This is a genomic window from Arthrobacter sp. StoSoilA2, assembly GCF_019977195.1.
Lineage (GTDB): Bacteria > Actinomycetota > Actinomycetes > Actinomycetales > Micrococcaceae > Arthrobacter.
Window position 1 is genome coordinate 2,006,529 of the sequence record NZ_AP024643.1, and the last position, 22,644, is coordinate 2,029,172.

A 22,644-nucleotide genomic window follows, 5' to 3' on the forward strand; every position below is an offset into this window, starting at 1 on the left:
GTATCTGGTACGGCGGGCTCAGGCAGCTACAGCTGCTTAGGCTCATCCGTGACGGGAGCCTGTGCGGCGTTCCCGTCTGTTGAAGCCACGAAGTCGGAAGCGGCATTCTGAACCGCGTCAACCTGACCTGCGAACTTGCCGCCTGTCTTCTGGTCGACGAAGTCTCCGGCCTTTTCGATGCCATTCTGAATGGCTTCTTCGTTGCCCTGAATGAGACCCTGAGCCTTACCCTTCAGGTCGTCAATTAAACCCACGGGCACCTCCCTTCCTTCGCGGAGCCAGTTCGCTCCTCCGCGTCCGACCCTAACACCAGATCCTGGACGTGCCAAGGATTCCAGGGGCGCTACGCCAAGGGCTTACTGAGCTCAAGGTGGCGTGGGCTGTCCGGATTCATGAGCGAGTGCTTCCGGCCGTAGGAGAAGTAGATGATCAAGCCAACAATGAGCCAGACGGCAAAACGCAGCCAGGTTTCCCAATGCAGCTGGGACATCAGGAACGCGGAAGCCAGCACGCCGAAGGCGGGAACTACGGGCATCCACGGCAAACGGAAGGTGCGGGGGGCATTTGGCTTCTTGTAGCGGAAGACGATGACGGAAATGCAAACCACAACGAATGCTGCCAGGATGCCGATGTTGGTGAGGTCCGCCACTTCCTTGATCGGGAAAACGCCGGCGAGGAACGCTGAGGCGATGCCCGCGATCCAGGTCACCCGCTGGGGTGTGCCGTGACGGTCGGTACGGGCGAACCATCCCGGCAGCAGGCCGTCGCGGCTCATGGAGAACCATACGCGGGTAACGCCCAGAAGGAAGGTCAGCATCACGGTCAGGATGGACAGGACAGCGAAGACCGAAATGATGGTGGCGATGATAGGCAGGCCAACCCCGGTGAAGGCCGATGCGAAGCCAGCCTTGGGATCGATGTCCTTGTAGTTCTGCATGCCGGTGAGGACGAGCGTAGCTGCCACGTAGAGCAGCATGGCGATGATCAGGGACAGGACGATCGCCTTGGGCATGTGCTTCTTGCCGTCCTTGGCTTCTTCCGCGGCGGTACTCATGGCGTCGTAACCAAAGACAGCGAAGAACACCGTGGCTGCACCGGCAAAGACCGGGCCGAAACCACTGGGCATGAACGGATTGAAGTTCTCAGTGTTGATATAGAAAATGCCCAACCCGATGATGAAGAGGATCAACACCACCTTGATGGCAACAGCCACCAATTCGAAGCGGCCGAAAGCCTTGGTTCCCCTGCTGAGGATCCAGGTCACCAGGAGGCACACCAGGATCGCCGGAAGGTTGATGATGCCGCCCTTGCCTTCATCCACTGTGGACGTCATCCAGGTAGGCATGTGGATTCCGATGCCGGACAAGAAGGCATCGAAGTAGCCGGAGATGCCGATTGCCACAACGGCAACAATGGCGATGTATTCAAGCAGGAGATCCCAGCCAATGAACCAGCCAATGATCTCGCCCAATGCCACATAGCCATAGGTGTAGGCGGAGCCGGCCCTGGGGATCATGCCGGCAAATTCGGCATAGGACAGAGCGGCCGCGCCGGAAGCGAGCCCGGCGATAAGGAACGAGACGAGCACTGCAGGGCCTACGCCCGGATTGTTGGCGTCGCCATGGGCTACAAGGCCGGCCAGCGAGAAAATGCCGACGCCGATAATGCCGCCGACGCCGATGGCCGTCAGTTGCCAGAGGCCAAGACTCTTGAAGAGTCCACTGTGCTTGCTTTCTTCCTCGATATCGTCGATGGGCTTGCGCCGCATGACGGATTGGGAAGCCGTCTGTTGATTCATGGGGTACTCCTGCCAGTTGGCGTGGAACGGTGATGAGTTCGCATTACATTGTGCGAGAGGAATCACATTAGATAAAGCGACTTTTTCTTAGGTGTATCAGTTACTCCAAATGATGAATGGCATTTGGCTCCGCGTGGGCATAAAAAAAGCAGCTCCGAGGAGCTGCCTTTTTGTTGGAGCGGACGACGAGATTCGAACTCGCGACATCCACCTTGGCAAGGTGGTGCTCTACCAGCTGAGCTACGTCCGCACATGTTGCCTGCCCGGCAATGCCTGGCCTTCAACAACAAACAAGTTGCCTTGTTCTGGTGGGCGATACTGGGATCGAACCAGTGACCTCTTCCGTGTCAGGGAAGCGCGCTACCGCTGCGCCAATCGCCCGTTTCCGGGTCCTAATGAAAGGAGAGCGGACGACGAGATTCGAACTCGCGACATCCACCTTGGCAAGGTGGTGCTCTACCAGCTGAGCTACGTCCGCACATGTTGCCTGCCCGGCAATGCCTGGCCTTCAACAACAAACAAGTTGCCTTGTTCTGGTGGGCGATACTGGGATCGAACCAGTGACCTCTTCCGTGTCAGGGAAGCGCGCTACCGCTGCGCCAATCGCCCATGCATCCAGCCGTGACTGGAAGACATGGTTTTCACCGAGGTGGGTACGGGATTCGAACCCGTGTATACGGCTTTGCAGGCCGCTGCCTCGCCTCTCGGCCAACCCACCGTGTAAGCAGATTCCGAGGAATTCTTGCCTTGACAGTGCCTTGCGAGCGGACGACGAGATTCGAACTCGCGACATCCACCTTGGCAAGGTGGTGCTCTACCAGCTGAGCTACGTCCGCAGTGCCGTTACGCCGGCCTGCCCAGTAGGCATTCCGTCGCTTTCCGACGAGTAAAAACTCTATAGGAGGTTGCTTCAAACTCCAAATCGGTTGCTTGCTTTTGCTTCCCAAGGGGCTTGGATCCTTGAATTTCCGGGCCTCTTGGGGAGTTTCACGGCTGTAATTCCAGAGTTGTGATTCGGTGGTCTGAGCGCGTTTTGCAATCCAGCCCGGGTGGGCTAGTCTTCTGTATGCATCAGCGAGTTGATGCAGCTTTTACCCGTTGTACCGGGGCGATTGGCGCAGTGGTAGCGCGCTTCGTTCACACCGAAGAGGTCACTGGTTCGAACCCAGTATCGCCCACCAACAGAAACCCCCGGATTTTCCGGGGGTTTCTTTGCTTTCAGGCGTGGTGCCATCGCTGAGGTAAACCGGGATTTCGCGTTGGTGTCTAGGCAGGTTCCTGGCAGCTTCTTCCGGGCTTGCCGGATCGGTTCCGTTCATCTGGTCGGAGTACACGTAGCCCTTTGCTCCGTTGGTGGCGGTTACTGCGAGTAGGTCCGGGGCTTCGCGTCCTGGCACCTCGACGCCATAGCTCTCGCCCTTCGCGTTGATTTTCCACTCGGTAGGAGCTTGTGTGATGTATCTGGCGCTGATCTGCCACCTGTTCCCAGTATCGGTTGTGATGGTCACCCCTTGTGTTGAGGGCTCCAAAGCAACGACATATTTTGACCAGGCACCGTGTGTTCCCAGATCGGACGAAGAGCAGGAGACGTTGGCGCCATCCGGGAAAACGAACTTACCTTCGGTGAGGCAGGTGAGTTCCACCTCAACACCCGTCGCACCAGCGGGAGCCTGTCCAAGGTCAATCGTTGCCGTGCCGCTGTAAACGGCAGTCGAGGGGGTTCATGACGGGTCTCCTTTCAATACTGGCGAATGGACATGGTGAGGTGATCCAGGCAGCACGGCCTTCAGCTTCTGGCGGGCACGGTGCAGACGGACTTTAGCTGCCCCGGGTGAAATCCCGAGTGCTTCAGCTGCCGCTGGCAAGGGCAACTCTTCGAAAACGACAAGGCTGACCAGCCTGAGGTCCAAGGGCTTCAAGACAGCCAACGCCGCTGCGACCTCATCATTCATCGACGAGTCGTGGTTTGGATGGGCCGGATCCAGTTCCGCTTCGGCTTCTCTGCGTCTGGGAATGGCGTCTAAGAGCCTTCGATGGCGGACCTTTGATCGCTGAAGATTCCTGGCGGTGTTTGTCGTTGTAACCAACAGCCACGGAAGGATCGAACCATCAACCAGCCTGACGCCTTCCCGACGGCGCCATAACTCAAGGAAAGCGGCTGCCGTGGCGTCTTCGGCGTCGTGCCTTCCTCCAACCAAGGAGCAGTTCGAGCCCCGACCTCCGGCAGGTAAGGTAAGCGGCAGCCCCGCAGTCTCCGCGGTGCTCAGTACCGCTCACTTTGGCCGTTGTATCAGCCATTCCTTAACGGTCCGGGCCTCCGGCAGGACCTCGCGCGTTGCCTGCGTACTCATGTCGAACTGCCCGGTCCGCAGCCATCGCCACATGGTGGTGAGGTCCTTCCCCACGAACCGTTCAAACAGCTTCTCCGGCATCGGCAAACCACGGGGCTTTCGTCCGGTCCGTTCCCGCCACAAGGTGCGGCACTCGTCTATTGACCGCACGTCAGATGCCAGTCCCAGCACCGCGCCGCTCCACCGTTCGGGGTCGGCGAACATCCGGGCGGCGATGGCGCCCAGATCGTCAACACAGAGCCAGCCCACCGGCCGGGTCGGGCCCATTAGCTTTGGCATCAGGTGCCAGGTGGAAAACTGCGGATAGTAACCTTTGTCCGTCATTAGTTCCATGAACGCCATTGGCCGGAGCACGGTGAGCGGCAGTCCGAGTTCGCGAAAGCGCCGGGCGATAACCAGCTTCGAGTCCCAGGAACCGACGCCTGTTGGCTGGTCGCTGACTCCTGCCGCCCCGTACACCACGTGGCGTATGCCCGCTTCAGCGGCTGCCTCCGCCACGTTGCTGCCTTGCCGGACTTCGGCGTCGATTCCACTGGTCATGGGATTCTGGACGTTGAAAAGCCCGTACGCCCCTTGGAACGGCGTCCGAAGAGAGCCGGGATCCTCGGTGTTCGCATGCGGAACCTGGGCGCCGAGCGCGCGCAGGGCCTGTGAAGCGTCACTGGACGGATTTCTGGTCAGGGCGCGCACCTGCCAACCGTCTTTGAGGAGGTGACGGACCACGGCCGATCCCTGCCGGCCGGTCGCACCGACCACTACCACCACACCCGGAGTGCCCCTGCCCGACGAAAAAACCATAGCTCAGTATCCCATTCGGGCCGAGGATTTGACCCGGGGCGGAAGGAACAGCCCACGCCCCGTCCGGGCGGATGAGAGCGCCGGTTGCGAGAGTTTTTCGAGGATTTCATCGGCGGCTCGGCGGCTCGGCGGCCGGAGCGGGCGGCGCCATCCATGTAGCCGCTCCAGACTGTTGTGGTCTGTGCGCCTGCCCAGTGGATCTGGCCTACGGCTGGAGCGAGCAACCACCGTACTGGATCCAAGCGCTCGCATCGGCCTCAACCAGCTTCCGCGCTGCACTCAGGCAGGCCAGGCCCGCTCCCACAGCTGCCCGGGAACGGGAATAGAGCTGCCACCCGGTGGCCGGCGGCTCCCGCCGCAGCGTGAACGTATGCAGCTCTGCGTGGGCTCCAGATGGTCGAGCCTGCACCTGCCAGTACTCAACGCTGGCGACGTCCCCGGCGCCGACAGCTACGCGGTGCCGGCCTCGGGTGCGAGAGCCACTGCGGTTTCCTTTCTGTTGTTGCTGCCGGTCAGGCAGCTTTGACGAGGGGGAGTTCGTCCCAGTGGGTGGTGTATCTGGGGGAGAGCATGTCGCGTTTCATGGACCAGTCCGGCCCGTTTTTGATGCCGGCATGGCCCAGTCCAATGGAGCCACGGCCGTATCGTTTGCTGACCTCTTCGACGAGGATGCCGATGCCGCGTTCTTCGTGCGGGTTCTCGAACAATTCCAGGGGCTTCTGATTACCGGTCGGGCGGAGGTCGGTGACCATGATCCCGGCGCGGACGTACTTCACTCCCTCGTGGACCTGGGGGAGTAGGGCGTGGGCTGCCCTGGTCAGGAGCACAGGATCAGCGGTGGGCATCGGCAGCGCCAAACACGCCGACGGGAAGGACTTTTCGTTTGGGTTGAAGTGTGACGTCGCTGCGAACGCCGTCAATACCTTCGCCTGCAGGTCGTGTTTGGCCAAGCGGGCACTGGCCATCTGCGCGTAGACGCTCATGACCTGCCGCAATCCGGCACCGGTGGTGATTGGTGTGGAGAAGGACCGCGAGAAGATCAGCTGGTCCCGGCCGATGCGTTCTTCCTCCATGGGAATGCACGGAGTGCCTTGCAGCTCCAGAACTGTGCGCATCATGACAATGGAGAACTTGTCGCGGATCGCTACAGGATTAGCCCGGGTGAGGTCCAGGATCGAGAAGATTCCCATCGCGTTCAGGCGCTTGGTGAGTCTGGTGGCCACGCCCCAGATTTCGATCACCGACAGCTTCGCCATGAGTGCTTCCCGTTGCTCGACGGGTACAGATTCCCAGCGGCAGACGCCATCGAAGCAGGGGTTCTTCTTGGCCCATTTGTTGCACAGCTTGGCCAGCGTTTTCGTGGGCGCGATGCCCACACAGACAGGCACGCCAACGTGGCGCCTGCAGGCTTCTTTCATCGTCCTGCCCAGCTGCAGCAGCTCATCGGGTTCACCCTTGACGCCCAGGAATGCTTCGTCGATGGAGTAGACCTCCAGCCAGGCTGAATACCTGCCCAGCAGCTCCATGACCCTGGCTGAAATGTCCCCGTACAGTTCGTAGTTGCTGGACAGGGCCACCAGGCCCCATTCCTTGGCCCGGGGGCGCAGTTTGAACCACGGCTCGCCGAGCCCAATGCCCAGACGCTTGGCTTCCGGTGAACGGGTGACCGCGCAGCCGTCGTTGTTGGAGAGAACTATGAGCGGTTTACCCTCCAGCGCGGGATTGAAGACACGCTCGGCTGAGGCATAGAAGCAGTTCACGTCCACATGCGCTATCTCCTGCATCCGGCGCATGATTGCGGGCTTAGACATGGTGCAAACACCGTGTCGCAACGCCCCAGATGGTCAGGTCCGAGAGCGCTGGAACCTTGATGTCAGGAAAGTCCGGGTTGTCGGCCTGCAGGACGACACCGTGGGCGGTGATCCTCAGCCTCTTGATGGTCAGCTCGCCGTCAAGAACAGCGACAACGACAGATCCGTCCTTGGGCTCCAGTGCGCGGTTGACGATCAGCTCATCGCCGTCGCTGATGCCGGCCTGCTGCATGGACTGCCCGGTGACTCGGACAATGAAGGTACTGGTCACGTCCTTGATCAGGTGCTCGTTCAGGTCAATGCGACCGTCGAAGTAATCCTGGGCCGGTGAGGGGTAGCCAGCAGCAACCGCTACCGGTGCCATCAGTACAGCTACCAGAGAGAGTCCCGCATCTATCACACGGGGGCCAACTATCGCGCCCACAACACACCTTTTTTCGAATATATGTTCGAATTAAAGTGTACGCCGTTCCACCGACAGAATAGGGACTCCACCAAGTTGCCTTCGGTGACTTATGCCCGGGGTGTGTGACCGGCCAACCGGAGGTGACCGGCCACACTGCACGTTGGCCAGGACGGGGGGTTGTCCCCCTGTCCAACGTGCGTACGCACTGACCTGCGTACTCAGTCCGGACAAACTGTGCAGGCGGTGCGCTTGTGACGGGGGCCAGAAGCCACAGTCTGTTTTGCTAACAGAGATTCCGTGGCCTTTGAGCCCCGCGTCTACGTAGTGCGCGTTAGCAGAGGGTAGTGACGCGTTTTCTCAGAAAGCTTTCCTCGGTGGTGATTTCATCCAGCACTCCGGGACATCGAAGGCCGCGAAGGTTGCCGGCAGCTGATGCGCCAGAGCCGGTAGTTCGGCTTTGGCAGTAACCATCCTGCGCTGGAGGGCATCAAAGTCCACCAGGCTGTTGTTCCAGATGACAGCCTCTTCCGGCCAGCTCCGGATCCGGCGAGAAGGTCCGAGTTCCCGCCCGGTCGCCCCCTGGGGAGCCCCAAGCTTCTCAAAGAGTTTTCGCTTTTTGCGGCATGAACTTTTCCAATCCCGCACTCCTTTGACTGGAGACCCGACCTTGCCGGACGCAATCGGTCAGGCTCCGCAACATATGTTTGGCCGTCGGCTGTGGGGTCTGTCGGTCACTGTTCATTGGAGAGAATCCCTTGAAGTATCTGCTTGGGAAAATAACAGCCTTCGTTGCCGGATTAATGGTCGCTTTTGGTGCACTTTCAATGGGGGTGCTCCACCTAAGTCCATCGGCTCACGCCTACGAAGTAGCAACCAACCAGGCAAGCGTCACAGGTGGGGTCGCTGTTTTGACGATGCCGGGATCGGGCCTTACGGCTACGTACGATCAATCCGGACTGACCGATCTGGTGGGCAGGTCGACGCTCGATAGCAGGGGCTACGTTGCCTCTGATTTCATACCCGGCATTTCAAGCACCGCTCCTGGGGTGGAGTTCTCATCGAACCTGATCAACAACTGCCCAGCGGTTGGCACGTGCACAGGCTTGGGGACTATCACTATCGCTTTCAGCCAGCCGGCGCGGAATCCTGTGCTCAACATCGTGGGCCTCGGCGGATACGTTTTGAATGACGTAGGCAGCAACGGGAGCGTTGACAAGCAGTCCCAGCAGCACGCTGTGTTGAACCTCGCGACCTCGGGGTTGACCATGACCAAGCTCTCCGGTGGAAATCTTTCCGTCTCTGGAAACTCGATCACCACTACCAACGACAACGCCGGAACGGCGTGTAATACGAATGTGCAGACGGGCACGCCCGATCCCATCGACGCGCAGGCGACCGCTGGCTGCGGTTCGGTCCGTATCACTGGCATTGTGACCTCGTTGACGTTCAATGTCAGTGCTGTTTTTGTCCAAACTACTGCGGCCTTGCCGGGCTACACAGTCAATGACAGTACGGACCCATTGCACAACAGGGACAACTTTGTCATTGCGATGACGGTTCCGCAGGATTTTGGTGATGCGCCTGCTACTTACGATCAAAACAATGCTGCGCGGGCGGATCTGTCGGATGTGACGTTGGGGGCGAATGTCACTGAGGACAACGCGTCGGTGGCGAACGGCACGGTTTCGCCGAATGCGGGTGCGACGGCGGCTTTGGACCTGATGGACGACGGCGTGACGCTGGCTCCGATGGTGCAGGGTTCTACGGGTTATTCCACGACGGTGGCGATCAGCGGGGCGGGCAAGCCGGGCATGACGTGTGGGTGGGTTGATTTCAACAGGAACGGGATTTTCGACAGCGCTACCGAGCGGGCCTGCGCCTCGTTCGTGGCCGGTGCGACGTCGGCGACGCTGACCTGGGTGGTCCCTGCCGGGGTGGGTGCGGGGACGACGTATGCGCGGTTCCGGATCGGTTACACGACCGCCCAGGTCCAGGTCCCGATCGGTGCATCGGATTCCGGTGAGGTGGAGGATTACGTCTTCACTGTTGCTCCCTCGTCTGCTCCGGCGATCACGTTGGTGAAAACGGTGAACAAGACCACGCTGGTGGCCGGGGAAACGGCGACGTATACGTTCGTGGCGAAGAACACGGGCAACGTGACGCTGACCTCGGTGGTCATCACCGAAACCCAGTTCTCCGGAACGGGCACGATGTCGGCTTTGTCGTATGCCTGGCCTGGCCTTCCGGGGATCCTTTTGCCGGGGCAGTCCGTGACGGCGACCGCAACGTATGTGGTCACGGCCTCGGATGTGACCACGGGGTTGGTGACCAACACGGCGAAGGTCACCGGGAACCCGCCCCTGGGGTTGCCTGTTTCGGCAACCGATGATGCGCAGGTCACCGCGCCGGCTGCGTGGAAGATCAAGAAGAGCGCCACGGTCAACGGGTCCGTTCCCGCAAACCAGTCCGTGAGCCCTGGCCAGACCATCGTGTACACGGTGACGGCGTCCAGTATCAGCGGCACCATCACCGGGGTGGTGCTGAAGGACAACCTGGCAGAGGTCCTGGATGACGCGACGTTCGTGTCCGGGTCAGCGACCCTGGTCATCGGCACCGGAGCACCCGTGCCGGTGGCCAACCCCGTACCACCCTCCACGGTGCTGACCACGGCGGCGTTTACGCTGCCGGCCGGGCAGACGGCCACCCTGACGTACAGTGTGCTGGTCAAAGCCGGGGCGTGGAACGAACAACTCGTCAACGTCGTAACGGGCACCTCCACCACCACACCCCCGCAGACCTGCGCACCCTCTTCCGGAGCGGCCGGCCCTGACTGCACCACCACCCATCACACCCCGGCGAAGGTCCTGATCGAGAAGATCGGCGAGTCCTCCGGCGGGACCTGGGTGCCGATGGCCGGCTCCACCTGGGCGGTGCACGTCGATAACGCCGGCACCCCCGGTGCCGTGCTGGCCAGCCCCGCCGTGACGGCCGTGGCGGGGCAAACAGGCCGGTTCCAACTCGAAGGAATCCAGCCCGGAACGTACTGGCTTGAAGAAACCACCGCCCCGGCCGGCTTCAACCTCCTGGCCGAACCGGTGAAATTCACCATCGCCACCAACGGCACCGTAACCCTCGGACAAGGCTCCACGGGTCAAGGCTCCGCGGGTGGGGTGGTGACCAGCACCGACGCCGATGGTGACGGGATCTTCCTGCTCACGGTCCGGGACGTTCCGGCCCTGGAGCTGCCCGAGTCCGGCGGCATCGGCTGGTGGCCCTTCACCACCGCAGGATCGGCCCTGTTGCTGGCCGCCCTCGCCCTGGCCCTGGCCGCCAACCACCGCCGGCAGCAGGAATCCACGACCCCCCGGGACGAGCCGGTCACTACCTAAAGAAGAGTTCCCTCCTGGTCCTGTGCGTGTTGCGGGGCGGGGCGGTGCATGTCCATCTCCGAGTACCACCTGTAGGAAGAACCATCACGATGAAAGAGGAAAACACTGTGAGTAATCACCACACCGGGCGGCTTTGGAAGACCGCCGCCGCCACGATCGCCGGGGCGGTGTTGGCGATGTCCTTCTCCGTGGCCCCGGCTTCGGCTGCGCCCCTGGTTGACGGGGACATGACCGGTTCCATCACGGTCCATAAGTTCGAACGTCCCTCCACCCCGACGGGCCTGCCGAACAACGGCACGTCCGTGGACACCACCGGCCTGACACCGTTGGCCGGTATCGAGTTCACCATCGAGCAGGTCAACACCATTGACCTGTCCACCAACGCCGGCTGGGACGCCGCGCACAACCTCTCCAGCGTCTTCGCCCCGGCCGATCCCAACGGTTCGATCACCGGCGCCGGGTACACCCTGGGTGCTGCCCAGGTGAAGACCACCGACGCTGCCGGCACCGCAGCGTTCACCGCCTTGCCGGTGGGCCTGTACCTGGTGACGGAAACGAACTACCCGGCCGGTGTGACACCCTCGGCCCCGTTCCTGGTCTCCGTTCCGTTGACGGACCCGGATAACAACGACAACTGGATCTACGACGTCCACGTCTACCCGAAGAACTCCGTCGCCGGTGCTGAAAAGACCGTCACGGACGCCCCGGACGTGAAGCTCGGGGACCAGATCGACTTCACCATCACCGGTGACATCCCGAACGAAGACGTCATCGATGGCTACAAGATCGTGGACGTCCTGGACCAGAAACTGACCTACATCGGCGCGTCCGCGACCCTCGCTGACGGCACACCCCTGACCGCGGGCACGGACTACACCGTGAACTTCGACGCCGCGAACAACACCGTCTCGGTCATCTTCACCCCCGCCGGCCTGGCCAAACTGGCAGCCCACACCGACACCCGCGTGCAGGTCATGGTCAACACCAAGGTCAACACCATCGGTGAAATCGAAAACGAAGCCCTCGTTTACCCCAACGCTGCCAGCTTCACCATCGCCCCGGGCCAGCCCGGCGGCCCGGTCGTCACGCCCCCGGTCGTGACCAAGTGGGGCGAAATGACCCTGCAGAAGGTCAACGAGAACGGTGCAGCCCTTGCCGGTGCCGCGTTCTCCGTCTACACCAACGAAGCCGACGCGAAAGCCGGGACGAACCCGGTAGACCTCAACGGCCAGAGCGTCTTCACCGTCGCCGCGGACGGCACCTTGACGATCTCGGGCCTGCGTTACTCGGACTGGGCCAACGGCGCAGCCGTGGCACCCGGAACCCCGGACTACCGCACCTACTACCTCGTGGAAACCACCGCCCCGGCAGGCTACGAACTGCTCGCCGAGCCGGTGTCCTTCCTGATCAACAGCACCACCACCGGCGTCGGGATCGACCTGCAAGTCAAGAACATCCCCTCCAACAGCGGCTTTGAACTGCCGCTGACCGGTGGCGTCGGAACCGGCATCCTCTACGCAGCAGGAGCCCTCCTCGTCGCCGGCGCAGCCCTGATGCTCGTCCGCAACCGCCGCACCAACAACAACTAACACCCACTGCAGGGCGCCGCTACCGCGGCCCCCGCAGCAACCCCAAGTGGGGAAGAACGCCAACCACGCGCTCTTCCCCACTTGCATTCCCTTCTGCAGTCTCCACAACTGCCGCACTTTAAAACCGCCGCAGCCCTGTTGATGGTCAACTGCTGCGATACCGAGCCACATTCGGTGCATACGGAGCATTCCGGCGTCACAAAAATGCCGGCCAGTGCACAGCATCAACATGAATGGAACAACAGAACCTGAAGACTCCGAGGCACTCCTGAAGGACTTGGCCACGACGTCGCCCATCCTTGCGGCAAAGCTCGCCCGCCTGCCGGCTGAACAGGCGGCAATGATCTTTGGGGAACGGCCCGTCGAAGGCGGAATTCGCCCAGCAAGAGCGGGCGCGCCTGGCAGCTGAGGGGAATTCTGTCGGTGCTCTGTGTCAGAGTCTTTGTATGACTGCTCCACTTCTTGCCCACGCAACCGACTACGGACGAATGTACGCCCGCTCCACAACGGAGCAATTCTCTGTCCCCTCCATCACCACGGTGATAGGGCAGCAGGCGCACTCCCTGGACGGTTGGTTCAGTTATATGGGGGCAAGCAGCTTGGCCGCAGATCCCGAACTTCCAGCCTTGCTTGGCAGCCCGGCGAGGATCCGGCAGGCGGTCAACAAAGCTTCCAAGGCAGCTGAGATCTATAGGGACCAAGCTGCGGCAAGAGGCGATCGCGTCCACAATTACTGTGAGCAGGTGGCCTTGCGCGCGCTGGGTCGTCCGCATCGGATGCAGGAATGCCGTGATGAGCTTGCCTCCCACGGTGAGCAGGCCTTTGCAGCCCGCTTTGACGAATGGTGGGAGCTGTACAGGGTGGAGCCGCTGGCTCCGGAAATCACTGTCTGGAACAAGACTGTTGGCTATGCCGGCACGCTGGACCTCGTTGCGAGGATTAACGGGCGCATCTGCCTGATCGATTACAAGACCAAGGGCACCACCCGTGATGGCACTGTCAAGGCACTCGACGACAAAGTCGTCATGCAACTGGTAGCGGGAATGAAGGCGGAAGAGAGCCTCGTTGACCCGGTAGCGGGGGAGTGGGAGCCGTGGAAGTTTGGTGCGAATCCAATGCTGCTGGCCGTGGCTATCGGAGAAACGGAAGTAAGGCCTCAACGAGCAAACCCGGATGTCCTTAAGCACCATTGGTGGAAGTTCTGTGCTCTGAGGCGGGTGTGGGAGATGTCTGCCGATGTAACTGCGGCTGGGCAGGCACTCATGCCCGTCCCGCCGCCGTCGTTCGTCTCGCCCTCGTTGGAGCCCGCGTCGCCGTCGTCGGAGTCCGCCTCGCTGGTGCCTGCAGGCGCTGGGACCAGGGACAGCGGCAGCAGCTTGCACTCAACTAAACTGGCTTAGGCTCCGCAACAGCCGGACCAGAGTGTGACGATCGTGAGGACTGACAGCAGATGGCAATTTTGAGTATCCGAATCATTGGGGATCCGGTGTTGCGCACCGTAGCCGATCCCGTTACTGAATTCGGTCCGGAGCTCGCCAAGCTGGTAGCAGACATGATGGAAACCATGGAGGACGTGGAAGGCGCAGGCCTCGCCGCACCCCAGGTGGGCGTTAGTAAGCGGGTCTTCACCTATCGCATTGGCGGTGTAGAGGGACACATCATCAACCCGGTCCTGGAAAACAGCGAAGATTTCCAACCGGATGAAGTCGAGGGCTGCCTCTCCATACCCGGCCTTGGTTTTCCCGTGCGCCGTCACCGCGCAACGCGCGCCACGGGTGTGGACCTCAATGGCAATCCCGTAGAGGTTGAGGCCGAAGGTATGTTGGCACGTTGCTTCCAGCACGAGACCGACCACCTGGACGGCGTCCTTTATACGGACAGGCTGGAGGGCGAAGACCGAAAAGCCGCGCTGCGTGCCATCCGAAACGCCAACTACCACGCTGTGACGGAGCAAACCACATCCAAGCGGGCAAGCTCTGTTGGTTCCAGCTTTGGTGGCGGCAGTTTCGGGGCTCCCGAGTGAGGGTCCTCTTTGCAGGTACTCCGGCAGTCGCCGTCCCATCCTTGGATGCCTTGGTCAAGGCTGGCTTTGACGTCGTTGCTGTCCTGACCCGCCCGGATGCACCGTTGGGACGCAAGCGGGTTCTGACGCCGTCACCGGTTGCCGCCCGGGCCGAGGAACTTGGCATCGAGGTCATTCGCGCTGCCAAGGTGGACGCTGACACTACGGCCCGAATTGCTGAAATTGCTCCGGACGTCGCCGCCATCGTGGCTTATGGGGGACTCGTGCCTCGCGCTGCCTTGGGCGTTCCCCGGCACGGCTGGGTCAATCTCCACTTCTCGCTCCTGCCCGCGTGGCGTGGTGCTGCTCCGGTGCAGCGCTCCATCATCGCAGGTGACGACGTCACTGGGGCGGCTACCTTCCAGTTGGAAGAAGGGCTGGATACCGGCCCGGTGTTTGGGACGCTAACCGAAACCGTGCGCCCGGCTGACACCGCTGGTGATCTTCTTCAGCGCCTTTCCGTGAGTGGCGCCGTCCTCCTCAGCCAGACGCTGTCGGCCATCGACGCCGGTCAGGCGGCGCCCCAGCCGCAGACCGGCGAGGTTTCCCTGGCCCCCAAACTCTCGCTCGAGGACGGACGATTGGACTGGCAACAGCCAGCCCTTGCCCTGAATCGAAGGGCACGTGGCGTTACGCCTGAGCCCGGCGCGTGGACCACGTTGGAGGGTCAAAGGATCAAGCTTGAACCCGTGGGGCTCCGGCCCGACGTCAAGGACATTGCTCCCGGAGCCGTCCGGGTCGATGGAAAGTCAGTGCTGGTAGGCACTGGTTCCCATGCAGTGGAATTGGGGCGGATTCAACCCGCCGGCAAAAAGATGATGTCGCCGGCCGACTGGGCCCGCGGCTTGGCTGCACCTGAGAAAGTGGTATTCCAATGAGCGAGTCCGGCCGGCGAGGCCCCAACAACAGCGGGAGCCGGGACGGTGGCGGACACGCCAATCGTGGAGGCCGTAGCGACAGCAAGCGCAATGCCCAGGGCAGGGAACGAAACAGGGGGCCCCAGCGGGGTTACTCCAATAACGCCCCGTCGCAGCGCACGCGTCGTGCTGATCCTGCGCGTTTGGTAGCTTACGAAGTCCTCCGCGCCGTTGCGTCGGAAGACGCGTATGCCAATCTTGTCCTTCCTGCCAGAATCCGGGAACATCGGCTGGACCGCCGCGACGCTGGTTTTGCAACCGAGCTGAGCTACGGTGCATTGCGGGGACAGGGCACCTACGATGCCATCCTGGCCCGCTGCGTGGACCGGCCCCTCGAACAACTCGACCCAGCGATCCTTGATGCCTTGCGCATCGGCGCACATCAGCTGCTTTCCATGCGCGTTCCTGCCCATGCTGCGCTGGACCAAACCGTGGGCCTTGCCCGCGCGGTCATCGGCGCCGGGCCGTCTGCGCTCATCAACGCCGTCTTGCGGAAAGTCACCGCCCACACCATGGCCGAGTGGATGGACGTCCTGCTGGAGCAGGAGACTGACGAGACCAGGATTGCTGCCCTGCGTCACGCACACCCGGAATGGATCGTCCGCGCACTTCGACAGTCGTTGGTGAACCATGGAAGATCCAAAACCGAGATTGAAGCCCTGCTGGAGGCAGACAACGCGGCGCCTGTGGTTAATCTGGTTGCTCTGCCAGGGCTGGGGAACCTTGAGGAAGCTTTCGAAAACGGGGCTGCGGCCGGAGAGCTGGTAGAGGACTCCGCGCTGTCGGCCGGAGGCGACCTTGGCAGGCTCGAGTCGGTCCGGAGGGGAACTACCCGCGTTCAGGATGTCGGCTCACAACTCGTAGCCCGCGCAGTTGCAAGCGTCGATCTGGGAGCCCCTGCCCGCGAAGGAGAGCGCTGGCTGGACTTGTGCGCAGGGCCGGGAGGCAAAGCTGCATTGCTTGCCGCCCTGGCTCACCGTGATGGCGCCACCTTGCTCGCCAACGAGCCTGCACCGCACCGCGCCAAGCTGGTCCAGCAGGCGCTGTCTGCGGTACCTGCGGAATCCTGGACGGTGCGGACCGGTGATGGACGGGAGGTTGGCGGCGAACAACCCGACTCCTTTGACCGGGTATTGGTGGACGTTCCGTGCAGTGGTCTTGGTGCCTTGCGCAGGCGTCCCGAATCACGGTGGCGCCGTGCACCCAAGGACATCGCGGACCTTGGTCCGCTGCAGCGAGAACTCCTGGTTTCGGCTATCGACGCCGTCAAGCCCGGAGGCGTTGTGGCCTACGTGACGTGTTCACCCCACCCGGCGGAAACCACAGCCGTCGTGGGTGATGTCCTCGGAAAGCGTGATGACCTTGAGCTGCTCGACGCCGGCAAGGCACTGGACGCTGTAAGCCTCACCGGAAGCCTTGGGGCCGGGCACGAGCTTACGGCCCAGCTTTGGCCGCACGTTCACCACACGGATGCCATGTTCATGGCGCTCATCCGCAAAAAGTCCTAGCTCCGCAAAAAGCCCTGGCTCCGCAAAAGTCCTGGCTCCGCAAAAGTCCTAGCTCCGCAAAAGTCCTGGCTCCGCAAAAGTCCTGGCCCGCCACCCCCGCTTGAACACAAATCGATAAAACACCTGACCCAAAGGGGCTGCCTTGTCTCAGTGCTGTATCAACCCGAGCATCCTGTCCGCAGACTTCGTTAACCTTGAGGCGGAGCTGCAGCGGATCGGCAACGCCGATGCCGTGCACGTGGATGTCATGGACAACCACTTCGTTCCCAACCTGACGCTTGGCCTGCCGGTGGTACAGCGGATCCAAGCCGTCAGCCCGGTTCCCTTGGACGCACACCTGATGATTTCAGATGCTGACAGGTGGGCACCTGCCTATGCGGACGCAGGCCTCGCGTCGGTGACGTTCCATGTCGAGGCTGCCATGGCGCCTGTCAAGCTTGCCCGTGAACTGCGGGCCCGTGGTTCAAAAGCGGGTATGGCATTGCGGCCCGCCACTCCGGTTGAGCCGTATTTGGACATGCTCAGCGAACTGGACATGCTCCTGATCATGACGGTTGAACCGGGCTTTGGTGGCCAGTCCTTCCTGGATATCACCTTGCCCAAGATCCGCCGCGCCCGCGCAGCCATTGACGGATCCGGAATCGGCGTGGCCATTCAGGTGGATGGCGGGATCACCGAGGAAACCATCCTTCGCGCAGCTGAAGCAGGCGCAAACGTCTTCGTGGCAGGCTCAGCTGTGTACGGGGATGAAGACCCTGCCGCGGCAATCGATCGGCTCCGAGCGGCCGGGTCCAAGGCAGCAATGGCGGGCGGCTCGGCGAAACCGTGACGACCGTCATCAGATGTTACGAAGATTGCGGGGAATAGCTCAGGCATCTCCGCAGTTGTGGCAGAATAGCAACACACATACGTGCTCCGGGGTCGGTGTAAGTCCGAACCGGCGGTTATAGTCCGCGACCCGCGCGCCTTGGGATCCAAGTCATTGGAATCCCGCTGGCAAACGGTTGAACCGGTGGAATTCCGGTACCGACAGTTAAAGTCTGGATGGGAGAAGCACGTACAGTCATGCTGTGTGCGTCCTTAGGGACGCCGCGCAGTGCGCTGTCGTACACCCCCGGAGCCATCGCGGCTTACTGGGAAGGAACGGCATGGACTTTCTGCGATGGCTCTTCGAAGCACAGATTCCCGTTGGAGGATCTGCGCTTGTCTTACGCGAAGTGCTTGGCAACATCTTTGGGCTCGCCAGCGCCCTCGGCGGAATGCGCCGCAAAGTCTGGGCGTGGCCTGTAGGCATTCTGGGAAATATCCTCCTGCTGACGGTCTTCCTCGGCAACGTTTTCGGCGCAGCCACCCCGGCAACCCTATGGGGACAGGCTGCACGGCAGATCATGTTCATAGCGGTGGCCGTCTACGGTTGGTACCGCTGGCAGCAAGGGCGGCAGGCCAGCAACCAGGGACGCGCAATCGTCCCGGGCTGGGCCAGTAACAAAGTCCGCATCGCCCTCCTTGGGGCAATGGTGGCCGGAACGGCCGCCCTGACACCCCTCTTCGACGCGCTGGGCTCCTACCCGCCCGTGTGGGCTGATGCCTGGACCTTCACAGGTTCCCTGCTGGCCACATACGGTATGGCCCGGGGATGGACCGAGTTCTGGCTCATCTGGGTGGCCGTTGACATAGTCGGCGTCCCGTTGCTCTTCAGCGCCGGGTACTACGCCAGTGCCGTCATGTATCTTTTCTACGGATTCTTTACGTTGACCGGTTTCTTCGTGTGGTGGCGGGCAGAGAAGCGCGAACGTGCCACGACCGTCACGGCCCCTGCTGTAGTAGGAGTCGCTCCGTGACTCTGAACCCCAAACTCTTCAATACCGCCGAGGCTGCGGCTATGGATGTGGCCCTTGCAGCTGCCTTGGGCGGGCCGCGTGGAGCAAACCCGTTGGTGGGCGCCGTTGTGCTCAGCCCCGGAGGAGAACAGCTCGCCGTTGGCTACCATCGGGGAGCCGGCACAGCCCACGCCGAGGCAGATGCCATTCTTGAGGCACGCCGTCAGGGCGTGGATCTTGCAGGAACCACCATGGTGGTCACCCTGGAGCCCTGCAACCACGTGGGCCGCACCGGTCCCTGCGCACAGGCCATCATTGAGGCCGGGATCTCCAAGGTGATTTACGCCGTCGATGATCCCCACGATCCCGCCGCGGGCGGTGCCCGCACGCTGCAAGCCGCGGGAGTCGACGTCGAATCCGGCCTCGGTGCCGACAAGGCGTTTGACCTCAATCGGGAATGGTTCGACGCCGTCGCAACCCAACGTCCGTTCGTCACCTTGCACATCGCCCAGACGCTGGACAGCCGCATCGCCGCAGTGGACGGTACCAGCCAATGGATCTCCAGTCCTGAGTCCCTCGCGGACAACCACGGATTGCGGGGCCTCATCGATGCGATCCTGGTGGGCACTGGCACGGTACTTATCGACAATCCACGTCTGACGGCCCGGGCATCCGACGGCAGCCTCGCGCAGCGCCAGCCGCTCCGCGCCGTCATGGGTTTGCGGGACGTTCCCGAAGACGCTGCAGTACGCGGAACCGATGGCCGTTTCGTGCACCTGCAGACCAGGGATCCGGCGGAAGCGCTCAGCCAACTGTTCCATCAAGGCGTCAGGCACCTCATGGTGGAAGGCGGTTCCAGCATCCTCAGTACGTTCCTTGCTGCTGGATTGGTGGACGAACTGATCGTCTATCTTGCTCCAACCCTATTGGGATCCGGAACGCCTGCGCTGAACGACCTCGGCATCACCACGCTGGCCGATGCCCAACATTGGGCCTGGGACGATGCCGGTGGCGGGGCTGTACAGACCCTCGGCAACGACCTTCGGCTGCATCTGCGGTCAATGAGATCAGCGGTCGCCACAGCAGCGGCCAGCACAACCAAGAATTCCATTCCGCGCAGTGAAGCTGCGGAATACGTCACAGGAGGACACTGATGTTTACCGGAATCGTTGCCGAACAGGGCACCGTCCTGGGTATTGACCGCGACGGCGATGCCAGCGCGACGTTGCGGCTGAAAGCCCCGACCAGCACCGAGGGCCTGGCCCTGGGAGGTTCCATCGCAGTCAACGGAGTCTGCCTCACCGCAACCCGGATTGACGGGCAGGATTTCAGCGTCGACGTCATGGGGGAGACCCTGGTCCGCACCACCATCGGCGAGTTGGCCGCGGGCGACACCGTGAACCTCGAGCGCTGCGTCCCTGCTGGCGGGCGCCTGGACGGCCATGTGGTCCAAGGACATGTTGACGGCGTGGGTGAGCTGCTGGAACGGGAGCCGCTGGGCAACTGGGATCGTTTGCGGTTTGGCGTCCCTGGGCCGCTGGCACGGTACATTGCCGAGAAAGGTTCGATCGCCGTCGACGGTGTTTCACTGACCGTAACGGCAGTGAGCGCCGCTGCTGAAGCGGCTCCGTGGTTCGAGGTAGGGCTCATTCCTACGACCTTGGAGGAGACAGGTCTGGGGGCCAAGCCGGTTGGCGCACGGGTAAACCTGGAAGTGGATGTGCTCGCTAAATACACCGAGCGGCTCCTGTCCTTTGCTCCACAGGGCTCCCCGGCGCACCGCGCCAGCGCGGAGACAGCCAGCGCGTCTGCCGAGAACCAGGAGGTTGCGCGATGAGCACCCCGACCAAGACGGTCTCGCCGGCGTCGGGTCGTACAGGCCTGGATCCCGTGGAATCTGCGATCGCGGCGATGGCTGCCGGCCAGGCAGTCATCGTGGTGGACAACGAAGACCGCGAGAACGAAGGCGACATCATTTTCGCTGCCGAACATGCCACGCCCGCCCTCATGGGGTGGACCATCCGGTATTCATCGGGCGTCATTTGCGTTCCGCTTGAAGCGGAACGGGCGGACGCCCTGGCGCTTCCGCCCATGGTGGCAGTCAATGAGGACGCCAAAGGCACCGCCTACACCGTTTCCTGCGATGCGGCGATTGGAGTGAGCACTGGTATTTCGGCCACGGACCGCGCATTGACGGCCCGGATCCTCGCCGACCCGCAGAGCACTCCGGCGGCGATTACACGCCCCGGGCATATTTTCCCGCTGCGGGCGGTTAAGGGGGGAGTGCGTGAACGTCCGGGACACACGGAAGCAGCCGTGGACCTGTGTCGGCTTGCCGGGCTTGCTCCGGTGGGCGTGATCGCTGAGTTGGTACATGACGATGGTGAAATGATGCGCCTGGACAGCTTGCGCGATTTCGCCGCCGAACACGGATGCCCCCTCATCTCCATTGAGGATCTGGTGGCATACGTTGACGCGGTAGAGTCCCAGACGGCACACGTTTCAGTGGCAGACGAGGAGAAGCGATGACCGCACCGACAACGCGCAGCAGCGACGACACCGAGCCCACGCCCCACCCGGTGAGCGGCGGCCCGATTGTCCAGCTGCCCACCGCCTTTGGTGACTTTGTAGCCCAGGCCTGGACGGACCACGTTACGGGTGTGGAACACCTTGCCGTGAGTTCCCCCAACGCGCCCAAGGATGGCCAGGCGCCACTCGTGCGCCTGCATTCCGAATGCCTCACCGGCGACGTCTTCGGATCTTATCGTTGCGATTGCGGCGAGCAATTGGCGTTTGCCCTGGAGCTCATCCACGCTGAAGGTGGGACGCTGCTGTACTTGCGGGGCCAGGAAGGGCGAGGCATTGGCCTGGCCAACAAGATCAAGGCCTACGCTCTGCAGGAAGCCGGTTTCGATACCGTCGAGGCCAACGAACAGCTGGGATTGCCCGTAGACGCGCGCTCTTACAGTGCCGCGGGTCAGATCCTGGCCGAGATGGGACTGCATGAAGTCCGTTTGCTCAGCAACAATCCGGACAAGCAGAACCGCCTGGCCCAGGCCGGCGTCTCAGTGGTGGAAATGGTTCCCACCGAGGTCCCTTCGCGTGAACAGAACGTTCGCTATTTGCAGACCAAGAAAGACCGGATGGATCACCGTCTGACGCTCGAAACCGAGCCTGTCGGCAACGGAAAGACTCCGTCCCGAAGCCCCTTTGACAACGAACAAGACTGAACGGAATTCCATCAAACAATGAGCGGACACGGCGCCCCCACTATCGACCTCACCACCCTCAAGCCCGAGGAAACCTCGCAGCTCAGGCTCGCCATTGTGGCAGCCAGCTGGCATACCCAGATCATGGATGGACTGGTTGATGGTGCCCTCCGCGCGGCGAAGGAAGCCGGCATCGCCGAGCCCACCCTGCTGCGCGTCCCCGGCAGCTTCGAACTCCCGGTTGCCGCGGCCCGGCTCGCACCGCACTTCGACGCCGTCGTGGCCCTCGGTGTTGTTATCCGCGGCGGTACGCCGCACTTCGAGTACGTATGCCAGGCCGCGACGTCGGGACTCACCGATGTCAGCGTCCGCACCGGCGTTCCGGTCGGGTTCGGCGTACTGACCTGCGATACGGAACAGCAGGGCTTGGACCGGGCGGGCCTCCCGGGCTCCAATGAAGACAAGGGACACGAGGCAGTGACCGCGGCCCTTGCCACGGCAGTGACGCTGAAGCAGTACAGCTGACGCGGAAGCAGTCCAGCTGACACTGGTCAGCGGGCGTTGAAGGGGATGTGCGTGTGTCTTCATTCACATCCCCTTCGTCATGCAACGCCCCAACAAGCGGTGCCAGCCCCTAAGCAAGTAGTCTGTAGGGCGTGAAGAATTTCGAGACGCTGTTCGCAGAACTGAGTGAGAAAGCAGCGACCCGCCCGGCAGGCTCGCGCACGGTTGCCGAACTGGACTCCGGAATCCACGGCATCGGTAAGAAAGTGGTCGAAGAGGCCGCCGAAGTGTGGATGGCCGCCGAGTACGAATCCGATGAAGCTGCTGCCGAGGAAATCTCCCAGTTGCTGTACCACCTGCAGGTCCTCATGCTCGCCAAGGGCCTCAGCCTGGAAGACGTTTACAAGCATCTCTAGCCACGCCACTCCGTCTTCAATAAGCGGAGCCAGCTGCGTGGCCGAAGTGCCTGAAAACCTCCATTC

General features: G+C 62.1%; 21 protein-coding genes, 7 tRNA genes and 1 riboswitch. Of the genes, 16 read left to right on the plus strand and 12 right to left on the minus strand.

The window, feature by feature from the left end:
* Positions 1-26 precede the first annotated feature (26 nt).
* The 8 genes from LDN82_RS09175 to LDN82_RS09210 all read right to left on the minus strand — a co-directional run bounded on the left by LDN82_RS09175 (position 27) and on the right by LDN82_RS09210 (position 2,634).
* Positions 27-260, minus strand: coding sequence for an antitoxin (locus LDN82_RS09175; RefSeq protein WP_224167109.1), 234 nt, complete (start codon positions 258-260; stop codon positions 27-29).
* An 83-nt stretch (positions 261-343) separates the two neighbouring features.
* Entirely contained in the window at positions 344-1,798 is a 1,455-nt protein-coding gene (locus LDN82_RS09180) for an amino acid permease (protein WP_216923133.1), read from the minus strand.
* Between the two features lie 174 nt (positions 1,799-1,972).
* A tRNA-Gly gene (locus LDN82_RS09185) sits at positions 1,973-2,048 on the minus strand.
* 56 nt (positions 2,049-2,104) lie between these two features.
* Positions 2,105-2,179, minus strand: a tRNA-Val gene (locus tag LDN82_RS09190).
* A 24-nt stretch (positions 2,180-2,203) separates the two neighbouring features.
* A tRNA-Gly gene (locus LDN82_RS09195) sits at positions 2,204-2,276 on the minus strand.
* A 56-nt stretch (positions 2,277-2,332) separates the two neighbouring features.
* Positions 2,333-2,407, minus strand: a tRNA-Val gene (locus LDN82_RS09200).
* Positions 2,408-2,445: 38 nt separating this feature from the next.
* Positions 2,446-2,516 (minus strand) — tRNA-Cys (locus LDN82_RS09205).
* 45 nt (positions 2,517-2,561) lie between these two features.
* Positions 2,562-2,634, minus strand: a tRNA-Gly gene (locus LDN82_RS09210).
* Positions 2,635-2,904: 270 nt separating this feature from the next.
* On the opposite strand from LDN82_RS09210, the gene LDN82_RS09215 reads away from it, so the two are divergent.
* A tRNA-Val gene (locus LDN82_RS09215) sits at positions 2,905-2,979 on the plus strand.
* Here the strand turns inward: LDN82_RS09215 and LDN82_RS09220 are convergent.
* From LDN82_RS09220 to umuD, 4 genes are all read right to left on the minus strand, one after another.
* Entirely contained in the window at positions 2,950-3,441 is a 492-nt protein-coding gene (locus LDN82_RS09220; RefSeq protein ID WP_224167110.1) for a hypothetical protein, read from the minus strand. The genes LDN82_RS09215 and LDN82_RS09220 overlap by 30 nt on opposite strands.
* Before the next feature lie 630 nt (positions 3,442-4,071).
* The gene (locus LDN82_RS09230) at positions 4,072-4,947 is read right to left on the minus strand and encodes an NmrA/HSCARG family protein (RefSeq protein ID WP_224167112.1); all 876 of its coding nucleotides are present in this window, start codon (positions 4,945-4,947) and stop codon (positions 4,072-4,074) included.
* Between the two features lie 512 nt (positions 4,948-5,459).
* Positions 5,460-6,758 (minus strand): Y-family DNA polymerase, encoded by a 1,299-nt coding sequence (locus tag LDN82_RS09240; protein ID WP_224167114.1) that lies wholly within the window; start codon positions 6,756-6,758, stop codon positions 5,460-5,462.
* Positions 6,751-7,182: a translesion error-prone DNA polymerase V autoproteolytic subunit gene (umuD, locus tag LDN82_RS09245; protein WP_224167115.1), complete on the minus strand. Its 432-nt coding sequence runs from the start codon at positions 7,180-7,182 to the stop codon at positions 6,751-6,753. The genes LDN82_RS09240 and umuD overlap by 8 nt, the downstream gene beginning before the upstream one ends.
* An 806-nt stretch (positions 7,183-7,988) precedes the next feature.
* On the opposite strand from umuD, the gene LDN82_RS09250 reads away from it, so the two are divergent.
* From LDN82_RS09250 to LDN82_RS09320, 15 genes are all read left to right on the plus strand, one after another.
* Entirely contained in the window at positions 7,989-10,553 is a 2,565-nt protein-coding gene (locus LDN82_RS09250) for a GEVED domain-containing protein (protein ID WP_224167116.1), read from the plus strand.
* A 107-nt stretch (positions 10,554-10,660) separates the two neighbouring features.
* The gene (locus tag LDN82_RS09255; RefSeq protein WP_224167117.1) at positions 10,661-12,142 is read left to right on the plus strand and encodes a SpaH/EbpB family LPXTG-anchored major pilin; all 1,482 of its coding nucleotides are present in this window, start codon (positions 10,661-10,663) and stop codon (positions 12,140-12,142) included.
* Between the two features lie 229 nt (positions 12,143-12,371).
* Positions 12,372-12,551 (plus strand): hypothetical protein, encoded by a 180-nt coding sequence (locus tag LDN82_RS09260; protein WP_224089659.1) that lies wholly within the window; start codon positions 12,372-12,374, stop codon positions 12,549-12,551.
* 37 nt (positions 12,552-12,588) lie between these two features.
* Complete coding sequence (locus LDN82_RS09265) at positions 12,589-13,542, plus strand: cytochrome (protein WP_224167118.1); 954 nt, start codon at positions 12,589-12,591, stop codon at positions 13,540-13,542.
* A 50-nt stretch (positions 13,543-13,592) separates the two neighbouring features.
* Positions 13,593-14,165 carry a peptide deformylase gene (gene def, locus LDN82_RS09270; protein WP_224167119.1) on the plus strand — a complete coding sequence of 191 codons (573 nt, stop codon included), beginning with the start codon at positions 13,593-13,595 and terminating at the stop codon, positions 14,163-14,165.
* Positions 14,162-15,082 (plus strand): methionyl-tRNA formyltransferase, encoded by a 921-nt coding sequence (gene fmt, locus LDN82_RS09275; protein ID WP_224167120.1) that lies wholly within the window; start codon positions 14,162-14,164, stop codon positions 15,080-15,082. Before def ends, fmt begins: the two co-directional genes overlap by 4 nt.
* Positions 15,079-16,629 carry a transcription antitermination factor NusB gene (locus LDN82_RS09280; protein ID WP_224167121.1) on the plus strand — a complete coding sequence of 517 codons (1,551 nt, stop codon included), beginning with the start codon at positions 15,079-15,081 and terminating at the stop codon, positions 16,627-16,629. Before fmt ends, LDN82_RS09280 begins: the two co-directional genes overlap by 4 nt.
* Before the next feature lie 142 nt (positions 16,630-16,771).
* Entirely contained in the window at positions 16,772-17,458 is a 687-nt protein-coding gene (gene rpe, locus LDN82_RS09285; protein WP_224089664.1) for a ribulose-phosphate 3-epimerase, read from the plus strand.
* Positions 17,459-17,535: 77 nt separating this feature from the next.
* Positions 17,536-17,690: riboswitch (FMN riboswitch) on the plus strand.
* A gap of 87 nt (positions 17,691-17,777) precedes the next feature.
* Entirely contained in the window at positions 17,778-18,470 is a 693-nt protein-coding gene (gene pnuC, locus LDN82_RS09290) for a nicotinamide riboside transporter PnuC (RefSeq protein WP_224167122.1), read from the plus strand.
* 41 nt (positions 18,471-18,511) lie between these two features.
* Positions 18,512-19,603: a bifunctional diaminohydroxyphosphoribosylaminopyrimidine deaminase/5-amino-6-(5-phosphoribosylamino)uracil reductase RibD gene (gene ribD / locus LDN82_RS09295; protein ID WP_224090953.1), complete on the plus strand. Its 1,092-nt coding sequence runs from the start codon at positions 18,512-18,514 to the stop codon at positions 19,601-19,603.
* On the plus strand, positions 19,603-20,286 hold the full coding sequence (locus tag LDN82_RS09300; protein ID WP_224167123.1) for a riboflavin synthase: 684 nt from the start codon (positions 19,603-19,605) through the stop codon (positions 20,284-20,286). Before ribD ends, LDN82_RS09300 begins: the two co-directional genes overlap by 1 nt.
* Complete coding sequence (ribB, locus tag LDN82_RS09305; RefSeq protein WP_224167124.1) at positions 20,283-20,978, plus strand: 3,4-dihydroxy-2-butanone-4-phosphate synthase; 696 nt, start codon at positions 20,283-20,285, stop codon at positions 20,976-20,978. The genes LDN82_RS09300 and ribB overlap by 4 nt, the downstream gene beginning before the upstream one ends.
* Positions 20,975-21,679, plus strand: coding sequence for a GTP cyclohydrolase II (gene ribA, locus LDN82_RS09310; protein ID WP_224167125.1), 705 nt, complete (start codon positions 20,975-20,977; stop codon positions 21,677-21,679). The genes ribB and ribA overlap by 4 nt, the downstream gene beginning before the upstream one ends.
* Before the next feature lie 18 nt (positions 21,680-21,697).
* Positions 21,698-22,183 (plus strand): 6,7-dimethyl-8-ribityllumazine synthase, encoded by a 486-nt coding sequence (gene ribH / locus LDN82_RS09315; RefSeq protein ID WP_224167126.1) that lies wholly within the window; start codon positions 21,698-21,700, stop codon positions 22,181-22,183.
* Positions 22,184-22,314: 131 nt separating this feature from the next.
* Complete coding sequence (locus LDN82_RS09320) at positions 22,315-22,578, plus strand: phosphoribosyl-ATP diphosphatase (protein ID WP_018778638.1); 264 nt, start codon at positions 22,315-22,317, stop codon at positions 22,576-22,578.
* The last annotated feature ends 66 nt before the right edge of the window (positions 22,579-22,644 follow it).